The 13,178-nt window shown below is 35.5% G+C and carries 6 protein-coding genes; 1 reads left to right on the top strand and 5 read right to left on the bottom strand.

Annotated elements, in window-relative coordinates; genetic code table 11:
• Positions 1–70: 70 nt before the first annotated feature.
• The 4 genes from OEW74_RS11580 to tsf form a co-directional block, all read right to left on the bottom strand.
• Positions 71–2,908 carry a gliding motility-associated C-terminal domain-containing protein gene (locus OEW74_RS11580; protein ID WP_265428643.1) on the bottom strand — a complete coding sequence of 946 codons (2,838 nt, stop codon included), beginning with the start codon at positions 2,906–2,908 and terminating at the stop codon, positions 71–73.
• 133 nt (positions 2,909–3,041) lie between these two features.
• Positions 3,042–6,092: a gliding motility-associated C-terminal domain-containing protein gene (locus OEW74_RS11575; protein ID WP_265428642.1), complete on the bottom strand. Its 3,051-nt coding sequence runs from the start codon at positions 6,090–6,092 to the stop codon at positions 3,042–3,044.
• A gap of 279 nt (positions 6,093–6,371) precedes the next feature.
• A complete protein-coding gene (locus OEW74_RS11570; RefSeq protein WP_265428641.1) occupies positions 6,372–10,274 on the bottom strand; it encodes a gliding motility-associated C-terminal domain-containing protein in 3,903 nt (1,300 codons plus the stop codon).
• Positions 10,275–10,473: 199 nt separating this feature from the next.
• Positions 10,474–11,298, bottom strand: coding sequence for a translation elongation factor Ts (gene tsf, locus OEW74_RS11565; RefSeq protein ID WP_265428640.1), 825 nt, complete (start codon positions 11,296–11,298; stop codon positions 10,474–10,476).
• A 143-nt stretch (positions 11,299–11,441) separates the two neighbouring features.
• Between tsf and OEW74_RS11560 the strand changes: the two genes are divergently transcribed.
• Positions 11,442–12,146, top strand: a complete 705-nt coding sequence (locus OEW74_RS11560) for a DUF6759 domain-containing protein (protein ID WP_265428639.1) — start codon at positions 11,442–11,444, stop codon at positions 12,144–12,146.
• Between the two features lie 60 nt (positions 12,147–12,206).
• Here OEW74_RS11560 and OEW74_RS11555 read toward each other — a convergent pair whose 3' ends face one another.
• Complete coding sequence (locus OEW74_RS11555) at positions 12,207–13,163, bottom strand: acetyl-CoA carboxylase carboxyltransferase subunit alpha (protein ID WP_265428638.1); 957 nt, start codon at positions 13,161–13,163, stop codon at positions 12,207–12,209.
• Positions 13,164–13,178 lie beyond the last annotated feature (15 nt).

The following is a 13,178-nucleotide window of genomic DNA, read 5'->3' as shown; positions in this document are numbered from 1 at the left end:
AGTTTTAAAAATAAACAAAAACCACGATAATGATATCGTGGTTTTTAATAATATTTGATTTAAAAATTGGTTATTCTCTGTTTTTTACTAAAATCCAGCCTGAGAATTTGATTGGAGTTTTTGTTTTTGCTTCATTCCAAGTAATACTAAACCAGTAATTTCCTGTAGAAACTTTTTTAGTTTTATTAATGGTTCCATCCCATTTATAACCAGTGTCTTTGTTCCCTTCGAAGATTTGCACTCCATAGCGATCAAAGATTCCTAATATCAAATTAGGCTTATTAGCAAGAGCAGAATAATCTAAAACATCATTCACCCCGTCTCCATTTGGAGTAATTACATTAACAATATTAGGAATTGTAATCTCTACTTCAATCGGTACACAAGTGTATGTATCTCTTACATATACTTTAACATCACCTCTCGGAAGATCTGTAAATACGTTTGAAGACTGCCAATTGATATTGTTTATAGAATATTCGTAAGGAGCAACACCTCCTGTAACATTTACGGTAATACTTGTTCCTGTAACTTCAATGTTGGTAATAACCGGCTGCTCAGAAGCGTACACTTTTACAGCTTGCTTAGTAATACAGTCTCCTGTTTTTAGCTTTACCCAATAAGTTCCTACTCCAACGTTACTGATGGTTTGTGTAGTAGCTCCTGTACTCCATTCGTATCCGTCAAATCCAGGTCCTGCATCTAATACGGTTTTGTCTTCGATACATATTACTTTATCTACCAAAACAGCAGATTCTATTGGTGCTAAAACAACCAAATTTATTTTTGCTACACGGTAACATCCATTTGCATTACTTACTCTCACATAAGCAACTCCAGTAGGAGCTACATATTGATCTGGAGCTAATATTTCATTTGTCTGATTATGAGCATCAGTTACAGAAGGATAATATTTTTTTGTAGTACCAAGTTGTGTAGTTACAATTGCATTGGTAAGATTAAATAATCCTGTAGCAATATTCTCTTCAAGGAAGCAGGTTCTTAATGTTGTATCATTTACTACCGGGCTTTCTGCTACCGTTAATGTAAGAGTAATCTGCTCACAATCTACAAATTCAGGATCGTTACCGCAGAATTTATAAACGATAGTATCTATACCTACAAAACCATTGTTTGGAGTATATCCAATAACCCCGGTTATAGGATTGATGATTGCTGTACCATTTGCAGGAGGTGTAATAATCTGAACACTACCTGGAGTAAATGTTTGCGAAGATGAAGTAAATTGTGGGATGATATTTAAATATCCTTCACATACAGTTTTTGCTTGAGCAGTTTCTTTAAGACAAGTAAATACTTTATATACAGGAGTTATTACAGGGATACAAGATCCTACGGTAATTCTCACCGTATAATTTCCAGATTGGGTTGGTGTATAAGAATTGCCGTTTGCTCCAGGAATAGGGATGTCATTTCTAAACCACTGATATGTGTCATAACTATCATCTACTTCCAAAACTAATCCCGGAATACATTCTCCTGTCTGTTTTGCAATAAGCGGGATTGAAGAAAATCCAGCGAAATATCCACCATATCCTGAGGTACTGTGTCCTCCGTTAATTCCTGCAGTGACTGCTTTATTAGATTGTATAGCTATATTACCAACTATAGGCTGTATTGCATAGGTTACCCAGTTAGGATTTCCTGTCAATGGAAATGGTCCTTGCGCAGCCGTTGGAGTTATTGGTGCTCCTCCATTTACGGTATAAGTAACGTTAGCACCTACTTCAGTTAAGATATTGAGCTTTACGATAGTACCATTTGGTACCACACTCGCTCCTCCTGTGCCTGTAGGCATTTCGCCCACTTTACCAATCTCATCAATTTTTCTTGGTAAAAAACAGTTTAAAGGTGGAATATAATTGAAACCGCAAGTAGCACTGTCATTGTTTACCGAAACGAGTTGATATAAATACACATTTTTTGAAGTACTGATTAGCATATTTGCATGTGTTCCTCCAGCCTGTACAATATAGCTGCTTCCAGAAATTCTGTACCATTGCCCTTGAGCTAAAGTTGCAACCGGAGTTGTAGATCCATTTAAAAATACCTGGGTATTATTTTCAGTAGCAATCACGATTCCTCCTTCTAAGTCTGCGGAGGTAGATCTTGTTCTTACCATTGCAAAAGTGTTTCCAAGTCTGCTTGTTGGTACAGATTGATCTAAAATGATATCTCTTCCCGAAGAAGTATTAATTCCAAAATTGGCAGTAACATTTCCGTTAGTAAGGGTAATAGGCTTGTTGGCTACAATTTTTGCTCCCATGAATGGAACTGTAGCAGAAATAGGACCCGCAAAAATAAAAGACTGCCCTTTATTTAAAACAAAAGTGTGGGTGTTGGTTGTTGGAGTGGCTCCAAAAAACGTGAAAACGGCTGTAGCGCTCCAAGTAGCGGTAACTGTTGTATTATCTTCTGTTGCTAAAACTCCGGCTGTAAAATTATTAGAACTATCAACTTGAGTAGAAGGTGTACTCGCAACAAAAAACTCTGTACCAATACCAGCTTTACCTTTACTGGTTACCACCTCGGCATGTTGAGTTGAATTAATCAATCTAAGAGTACAGTAAAAAGGTTTTTCTGCCTTAATATATAACCCTTTATTAATTACACTAAAAGCTTCAGTAGTATTATTGGTAGAAATACTTGTGACAGGAACAGTAAAGATTTGAGGAGCTCCTTTGCTAATTGTTACCGTTCCCAGTGCAACATTATTGCTGTTAATGGTAACTACAAAAGGTGTTACCGAATCTGTGGATAAATACAGCGCCTGAGTTGTTGCTGTAGATGCATAAAAAGGTGCTATCCAGTGCTCTGTATCTCTTTGTGCAAAGAGTATATTGCTACTAAAAAGCATCAATAAAAAAGTGAGTAAAAGTTTTCTCATAACGTAGAATTAGGATTTGTACAAAAATAATAGAATAATTTAGAAGTATTGTAAAAAAATATTATAAAATATTAATTATAGATAAGAAAAAGCCACAACTGTTAGGTTGTGGCTTGGTATAAAGTGGTGAGCCTTATTCTCTGTTCTTAACAAGGATCCAACCTGTGTATTTAATTGGAGTTTTTGCTTCATTTGGTTCATTCCAGTTGATATGATACCAATAAGTACCGGTTAATATCTTTTTATTAGAATGGGTTCCGTCCCATCTGTAGTTATTAGATCTATCTCCTGTAAATATTTTGTTGCCATATCTGTCATAAATTACGAAAACAAGATTATCCTTATAAGCTAATTCTCTGTAATCTATGTAATCATTTACGTTGTCACCATTAGGAGTAATTGCATTTACTAAATTAGGAACAGTAACTTCCACTGAAATAGGAGTACAGTTGAAAGAATCTTTTACATAGAATGTCTGTTGTCCTCTGGTAAGATTGGTAAACACATTAGAGTCTTGCCAAGTTACTCCGTCTGCAGAGAATTGATATGGAGCGATTCCGCCTGTCACAATTACTGTAGCTGTATTATTAGCTATTTCAATTGAAGTAATAACAGGGTCTTGTGCTTTCTTTACGCTCACAAACTGTTTCACAGAGCATCCCGCATCCTGAAGAATTACCCAGTAATCGCCAACGGCTACTCCTACTATTGATTGTGTAGTTGCACCAGTGCTCCAACGGTAAGATTGGTATCCCGGACCAGCATCTAAAGTAGTTCTGTCATCAATACAAATGTATTTATCTACCAATAATGGAGATCTTTTTGGAGGAGTTACTTTCAGATTGATTTTAGCTATTGCATAACAATCGTGAGAGTTAAAAACTCTTGCATATACAGTACCGTTTGCTGAAATATAAGAATCAACACCTAAAATTTCATTCGTTCCGTTGCTTGCATCGGTAGAAGTAGGATAGAATTTTTTCGTAACTGGTGTTTCAGCTGTTACATTTGCGCTCAAAAGATTAAATCTTCCTTGAGTTTCGTTGTTCTCTATGAAGCATTCCGTTAAGGTTGCCTCTGTAACTACTGGAGTAGGGAAGAAATCTAAAGTAATTTTAGCATTTCCTACACATCCTTCAGCTGTTAAAACTCTTACATATACTGAACCTAATCCTGAGAAGTAATTTGTAGGATTGGTAATCTGATTAGTGTTTGCCTCTAAATTTGCTAGAGTTGGATAGAATTTTTTCGTTGTCGGTACAGTATTGTCTGTCACGTTTGCTGTCGTTAAATCAAAAAATCCGTTTCCAGCATATTGACAAGCCTGGATTGTTCTGTCTGTCAATACAAAAGGAACAACATTTAAATTTAAAGTTATCTGTTCACAATCTACAAATTCAGGGGCATTACCACAGAATTTATAAACAATCTTATCTGGACCTAAATATCCTGGATTTGGAATGTAAGTAATTACTCCAGTAGCCGGATTAAGGGTTGCTGTTCCTTTCGTTGGCTGTGTAATGATTTGCACAGTTCCTGGTACTGGTGTTTGGGTTGAGTTTGTAAATGTAGGAACAATTGCTTTTGTACCACAGATATTTATATTTTGAGTAGTTTGCCCCAAACAAGTAAATACTTTGTAGATAGGTGTTGTCACTGGTGGGCAAGTTCCCATTGTTACTTTTACAGTATAGTTTCCGGCAACAGCAGGTGTTATTGTGTTTGTCGTTGCTCCTGTAATTGGCGTATTATTCAAGAACCACTGATAGCTGTCATAACCATCATCAACTTCTAAAATAATTCCGGGAATACATTCTCCAGTCTGTTTTGAAATTACCGGAATTGAAGAGAACCCTGCAAAATATCCACCGTATCCTGCTGTTTCATATCCACCATTAATACCTGCTGTAACGGCTTTGGTAGATGTAATAGTTAAATTGTCTGGTATTCCTTCAATTGCATAGGTTACCCATGTTGTATTTCCTGTAAGAGGGTAAGGTCCCTGTGCTGGAGTTGGAGGTACATTATTTACTAATACTGTAGCTCCTGCTTCCGTTAAAATATTTAATTTTAGATTAATCGTACCTGTATAACCAGGCATTTCATTAATTTTTCCAATTTCATCGATTTTCCTAGGTAAGAAACAGTTCAATGGTGGAATATAGTTAAAACCACAAGTTGCACTATTATCATTTACAGAAACCAACTGATATAAGTATGCATTTTTGGAAGTTGTAACCAACATATTGTAGTGGTTATTAGTTCCTTGTAATTGATAGGCACTTCCCGGAATTCTATACCATTGCCCTTGATTGATGGTAGCAACAGCGGCTCCCGCACCATTTAAATATATGTCTGTATTATTTTCTGTAGCGATTACAATTCCACCTTCTAAATCTGAAGTGGTAGATTTCGTTCTCACCATGGCAAAAGTACTACCTAGTCTTTCTACCGGAACAGATTGATCTAAAATTGCGTCTGAGCCAGATCCTGTGTTATTTCCAAAATTCCCATTCACGTTTCCGTTTGTAAGGGTAATTGGTTTATCAGAAACAATTTTAGCGCCCATAAAAGGTGCTGTTCCTGAAGTATTTCCTGCGAAAATAAAAGATTGTCCTTTATTTAAAGTGAAAGTATGGGTGTTTGCTGGCGCTGGATTGGGCGCTCCAAAAAAATTGATAGTGCCATTCCAGGTTACTGTAACTACTGTATTGTTTTCTGTAGCAAGCACTCCGGCTGTAAAATTGTTTGAGGTTGCAGTAGATGGAGTATTAGCAACGTAAAATTCTTTACCAAGACCGGCTTTACCTTTGCTCGTAACAATCTCACCATGTGAGAATTGCCCCAATCTTAGCGTACAATAGAATGGTTTACTTCCTTGGAGATACACTCCTTTAGTAATAACATTAAATGCATCCGCAGCAAGATTGGCTGAGATGGTAGCGACCGGAATATCGAAGGTCATCGGATTGTTTTTGCTAATTGTTACTGTCCCTATAACAGCATTATTGTTATAGACGGTAACTACAAAAGGGGCTGCATTGTCGGTAGACAAATATAATTTATTTGTGTACCCTCCAGCGGTAGCATAGTAGGGCGCAATCCAGTGCTCTGTGTCTCTTTGCGCAAACAGAGATGTAAACATGCCAAGTATTAATGCTAAGCTGAGTAGAAATCTTTTCATAAAATTATGGAATTAGGATTTCTACAAAATTAAAATAATATTTAATATATTATTAATAAATCATAAACAAAATTTAAAATTTATTCCCGATTCTATTGTGTGGCCTGTTGAAATTACAAATTAATGATATTAAAATTAAACCATGCAGAACGCAATTAAACATGTTTTTTAGATATTGTTGTGTAAATAAAAAAGGAAAATTCATTATGAATTCTCCTTTTTTATTTATGAATTTGATTGCTATAAAAGATATGATTTATTAATAATCAAATTTAAAATCTATTCTCGATTCTTTATTAACAACCATCCAGCGTGAGAAACTGGTAATTTTGTATCTGGCTCAATCCATTTGATGATATACCAATAGGTTCCTGTTGAAAGATTTCTTCCGCCAGATTTTCCGTCCCACTTGTAGTTGTCGCCAGAAGATTTGTAAACTGCTGCGCCATAACGGTCAACAACTTCAATGCTTACCTGATCTTTAATTCTTAAATCAGAATAATCTAAAACATCATTTCTTCCGTCTCCGTTTGGAGTGATCGTATTAATTAAATTTAAAATTAAAAAATCTTTGATGACAGGTTGACAACCGTCTCTTCCAATTACATAAACTTTGTACGGACCTCTCGTTAAACCGGTAAATATATTAGAATTTTGATAATCAGAACCATTTAATGAATATTGATAAGGTGCATTTCCTCCTGTAACATTGATTGTGGCAGTAGTTCCTGTAACAACAATGCTCGTAATAGTTGGAGCTTGTGCCGCAGTTACCGTCACGTTTTGTCTGTATGTACAACCGTTAAAGCCTAAGTCTACATAATAAGTTCCTACGCCGACAGTAATGGTAGAAGTAGTCGCTCCCGTACTCCATAAATAAGATGTAAATCCGTCTCCGGCATTCAAAACTGCTTTGTCATTTGAACAAATAATCTGATCTTTCAAAACTTCAGATTTTTTTGGTGATCTTAAGCTGATCTTCAAAGTTGCTGTATTCGGACATCCGTTATTACTTGTGAATCTGATATAAAATGTAGCCGGAGTGGTAATAATTTGGTTGACTGCTAATCCGTTGATTCCTGATTGTGCATCTGCCAAAGTAGAGTGGTAAGTTAATGTTACCGAAGGGTCTGCAGTAAACTGATTTCTATAATCATTTAGATTAACACTTTGTGAACCATTTAAATCATTATCGCAAATTTCAGCAGTAAAGTTTGTAGTAATTAAGGCGATTTTATTACCTACAGTAAAATTAATTTGTCCAAAAGCAGTCGGGCAAGTTGTACTTGTGCCATCTACTCTTATGTAAACGGTTGTTGCTGATGTATAAGTCCAGTTGGTTGGTAGTGTATTGTTGTTTCCGGCATTAGCATCAGTTTGATTTAAATAATATCTTACCGTGAAATTGGCAGAATTTGTTACCACTTGCGGAGTAATAGTATTGAAATTTACATTTACAATTCCGTCAAAATTATCGTCACAAAGATTACCATTAAAATTCGCAATATTGATATTAGGAACAGCATTTACTTTGATTGCTAAACTCGCAGTATTAAAACACTGTGTTGCATTTGTAAATCTTAAATAAAAAGTTCCCGTTGCTCCGTTATTGATGGTTTGTGTTGCAGGGATTGCGTTTGCACCAGATTGTGCATCTGCCAAACTGTTGTGGAAAGTGACGTTAGTTCCTGGGTCTGTCGTGAAAATATTTTTATAATTATTTAGATTCACCGTTTCAGAACCATTCATGTCTGTATCGCAAATTTCTACAACGTGCGTTGGAGTTAGCAAAGGAACTTTGTTTTTAATAACAAAATTAATTTGTCCAAATGCAGGAGGACATCCGTTTGTACTTTCAACTCTTACATAAACTGTAGTATTTGTAGTGTAATTCCAGTTAGTAGGTAATGTATTGTTATTTCCTGCAGTTGCATCAGCTTGATTTAAATAATATTTTACAGTAAAATTTGCTGAATTGGTAACAATTTGTGGAGTAACCGCTGCAAAATTGATGTTGATAACTCCAGAAGAATTATCATCACAAAATTCCGCATTATAAGTACTTGTATTGATGTTTGGAGCAGGATTCATCGTCAATGTAATCTGCGCAACTTTAGAACATCCGTAAGCTGAAGTTACATTGGCATAAATAATTCCTGCAGGTCCGGTGTAATTTGTTGGATCAGTAATTTGCCCCGTTAAATTTGCATTGGTAAAATAAGTAATAGTAGTTCCAACAGCTGAGGTAACATTTGCAGTCGTTAGATTATAGGTTCCATTTCCTGCAGCGCTATTACAAATGCTTATTGAGGCATTGTTTACCTGAAGAACATCTGTGTTGATGATGATTTTAAAATATTCAAAAGCAAAAGGATTTCCATTTCCTTGAATATAATAAATAAACTGGTCTGTTGTATTTACGGTTGTCGCATTTGGGGTGTAAGTAATTTGTCCTGTGGTCGGGTTTACTGTTGCTGTTCCGTTAGTTGGCTGAGAAATAATTGCCGTTAATGACGGAACAATAGTTTGTGTAGAACTCGTAAATACTGGAGTAATCACTTTGGTGTTACAAGACCCGATTGTAAAAGTTGTTGTAGAAATTGGCGGACAAAGTGTGTAATTGTATATCGTCGTCAATTTTGTTTCACAATTGTTCTTAGTAACTGAGCAGGTATAAGCTCCTGCTCCATACAGTTCAGGATTAATGGAAAAAGTAGTTGCGCCTGGAATGGCAACACCATTTAAATACCATTGATAGCCATCGTAATTATTATCAACCTGTAAAAGAATTCCTGCGTAGCAGTCACCGGTTTTGGTAATCGCCGGAACTGATGAAAATCCTGCAAAATATCCGCCATATCCTACAGCACCACTTCCTGCAGCAATTCCTGCAGTCATTGCTTTCGTCGAGTTTAATGTTACATTTCCTGTCACATTTTGGATAGAATAACTTACCCAATTTGGATTTCCTGTTACCGGATAAGGCCCGTTTCCTGCTGCAATATTACCTCCGTTTAAAGTTACGGTTGCTCCTGCTTGAGTGATAATATTTAATCTTGTCGCAAAAGTCTGTCCTCCGATTCTGTTGATAAAACCTATTTCGTCAATTTTATTTGGCATAAAACAGCTTAAAGGCGGGATGAAATTCATTCCTCCGGAAGCATATTCATTTCCATTGGTAGCACCGGAAAGAAGCTGGTACACATAGATGTTTTTAGTTGAAGAAATATTCATATTATAATGACCATTTCCCTGATGTTGATATCTTGCACTAGGAACTAAATAATATTGTCCCTCATTAAGAGTTGTTGTTGCTCCGCTTCCGTTAAATGTGATCTGTGTGTTGTTTTCGGTAGCAATAATCAAAGCGGTTTCCATTTGAGAAGTCACCGTTCCGTTTCCTTTTACTACTACAAAATCTTTTCCTAAACGATCTACAGGAACCGCCTGATCCATCAAAATATCATTGTTGGTAAGATTTTGAGTAGTGTAGGCTGCATTAAAGTTTCCATTAGTTACAGAAATAGCTTTTGTTGCGACAATTTTTGCGCCTACTAATCCTGTTTTATTGGCAAGCGACCAAGAACTTACGACATCTAAGATGTAAGATTTACCTTTATTAAGCGTAAATGTTCTTGTAGGTGAAGATATTCCGTCTGAAAAAGTGATATTCGGATTGTAACCGGAAATTGTAACAACAGTATTATCTTCAGTTGCAGTAACTCCGATTGTAGCATTCATGTGATCTTCTGATCCTGTAATAGGAGCCATACCTGCATAAAATGTTGTTCCTAAACCTGCTGCTCCTTTTGATGTAAGAATTTCAGCATGATTGGTCATTGCAAATCTATAATTGGCAAAGAATTTTTTTGATCCTTTTACATTCAATCCCATGTTATTCGGGGTAAACAACTGGTTTTGAGATGATGCAATCAAAAAATTATTAGGAATAATTACTTGTGCAGGGTTATTTTTACTTACCTGTACCGTTGTGTACAACGTGTTATTGTTGAAGATTTGTACCGCAAAAGGTACTGTTTCATTGGTTGATAAATATAAATATCCTTCAAGACCACCAGTTCCGGCCTTTGCAGACATAGGAGCAAACCAGTGCTCGGTATCGAGTTGAGCATTAAGGATAAAACACCAAAATGTACAGATAATAAGTAGAAATCTTTTCATGCCTCAGTTTTAGGGGCGACAAATTTAAGCATTAATAATCAATTTTTTACAGTATTTTTTTAACACTTTTTTAATGTTTACTGAAATGTGGAAAATTTAAAACTAACTTCATATATTGTTAATATCCTAAATTGAAATGATCACAAAAAAATCCCGATGAAAGAATCATCGGGATTAGTATTTTAAATTTGAAAAGCTATTATAAGCTAACTCTTACAAATCCTGTTACTTTAAGGTCTGCGTTTACAGATTTTACATAATCAGCTACAGAAATAGAGCTGTCTTTAATGAAATCTTGGTGTACCAAAGTGTTGTCTTTGTAGAATCTCTGCATTTTACCTTTCAAGATATTATCGATAATGTTTGCAGGCTTACCTTCTTCAGTAAGTTTGTGTCTTTCGATTTCTAATTCTTTGTCAATAGTTTCCTGAGAAACTTTAGTTTCGTCAAGAGCGATTGGGTTCATTGCAGCAGCTTGCATAGAAACAGCTTTAGCAGCTTCATCTGCTCCTTCTACTTTAGCAGAAAGTGAAGTGATTGCAGCAATTTTGTTTCCAGCGTGGATGTAAGCTCCCAAGAAAGGTCCTGTGATTCTTTCGAATGCACCGATCTCGATTTTCTCACCGATAACTCCAGTTTGCTCGATCAATTTATCAGCAACAGTCATTCCGTGGAAATCTGTAGCCAATAATTCTTCTTTAGTAGCAGCGAAAATAGCCATTTCAGCTAATTCGTAAGCTAACTCGATGAACGCTTCGTTTTTAGCAACGAAGTCAGTTTCGCAGTTCAAAGAAATAACAACACCTAAAGTGTTATCTTCGTTTACTCTTGCGATTACTGCACCTTCAGAAGAATCTCTGTCAGCTCTGTTAGCTGCAACTTTCTGTCCTTTTTTTCTAAGGATATCAACTGCTTTTTCGAAGTCTCCTTCTGCTTCAACTAGAGCTTTCTTGCAGTCCATCATACCTGCACCTGTTTGGTTTCTTAATTTTGCTACGTCTGCAGCAGCTGGTGAATAAGACATAATATTTATTATTTTTTATTTAAAATTATAATTAACTTTAATAGTTTATTTTTGAGCAGGGCAAAGATAATGATTTTAATGATAAACTAAAAAATGACTTTTAACGTTATAGTATTTATTTAATAAATTTTTAAAGATTTTACATGAAAAAATTATTTCTAATCATATTTCTTTCCGTTTTTAGTCTTGGTATTGCTCAAAAGAGGAAAAAAGCCAAAACTAAAGTCGTTGCAGAAAAAGAAACGGTTATTATTTATACACTTGAAGAAGCTGAGTCTACTGCTGAAGCAAGAATTATAGCAGGTTTTATAAAGCAAAATCCGGGGCACGAAAAAAATGATAAGTTGAAAAGAAGACTTATTGATATTATTATGGCAGATAATTCTGCAGAAGCAAAACCTACCATAAAACCTTTAAGCAAAAATAAAATTGAAAAAATTGTAAGCAATAATGAGCTTAATAAAGGTAAAACTTTAGCTTCAAATACAAAATCTACAACACCGGAACGTGAGCGTACCGTAAATTATGCTTCTGTAGGAAGTTCAAGTAAAAAATCCGAGCCAAGTGCTGAAGCAAAAAAAACAGCTTCATATTTGACTCACCTCTTCAATAATGATCCTAACGATAATGAAGCTTATATTAATATTAAAAATAAATCGAAATGCAGATTGATTGTAAAAATAAACGGAAAAAAATATTATAATCTTGATGTGCCACCAAACGGACAGAATTTTGTAATGGTTGAAAAAGGAGAATATGTTTTGACAACCATGGTTTGTGATGCGAAATATTCTTCAGTCAAAAAAGTAACAAGAGATATTGAAATTCAGCTGAATGTTGCCGATTAAATATCAGAAAAAGTGTAAAATAAAAAAGCGGTTAAGAAAAAAAATCTTAACCGCTTTTTGTTATCCTTTAAATTGCCCCATCGCAATAAATTTGTCTTGTCTGTGAGTTTCTAGTTCCTTACCTGTAAACTTAGAGAAAGCTTTTATGTTTTGTAAAATAGAAGTTTTCAAATTTAAATAAGCAACTTCAGGGTCATAATGAGCTCCACCAAGTGGCTCTTCTATAATTCCGTCGATGAATTTTTCTCTCAATGCATCTTTCGGAGTAAGATTCAATGCGTTTGCAGCATCTTCTTTATGATCCCAGTTTCTCCAAAGAATTGAAGAACAGCTTTCTGGTGCAATTACAGTGTACCAAGTGTTTTCTAACATATATACTTTGTTACCAACACCAATTCCCAATGCACCACCACTTGCTCCTTCACCAATAATATAAGTGAAGATAGGTGTTTTAAGCATGGTCATTTCAAAAATATTTCTTGCAATGGCTTCGCCTTGTCCTCTTTCTTCAGCTTCCAAACCTGGGTAAGCTCCCGGTGTATCTACCAAAGTAACTACAGGAATTTTGAATTTTTCAGCAAGCTTCATTAGTCTTAAAGCTTTTCTGTATCCTTCAGGATTTGGCATTCCGAATCTTCTGTATTGTCTTTCTTTGGTTGTTCTTCCTTTTTGAGTTCCAAGAATCATGATTCTTTGTCCGTCTAAAGTAGCTAAACCACCAACCAATGCAGGATCATCTGCAAAATTTCTGTCACCGTGAAGCTCAAGGAAGCTTCCTTTATCTACCATACCTTTGATGTAATCTAAAGTATATGGGCGATCCGGATGACGCGATAACTGTACTCTTTGCCAAGGTGTAAGATTTCCGTAGATCTCTTTTTTTGTATCTCTGATCTTGTCTTCGATCTGGCTGCATGCTAATTTTACATCAACACCACTTTCTTCTCCTACTAAAGAACATGTTTGATATTGATCCATCAGCTCTTTTATAGGAAGTTCGAAACTTAAATATTCCATTCTTGAAGTAAATTA

It is taken from the genome of Chryseobacterium sp. YIM B08800 (assembly GCF_026163565.1).
Taxonomy (GTDB): domain Bacteria; phylum Bacteroidota; class Bacteroidia; order Flavobacteriales; family Weeksellaceae; genus Chryseobacterium.
The sequence above is the reverse complement of the archived record's forward strand: the minus strand, read 5'-3'. Positions and strand labels throughout refer to the sequence as shown.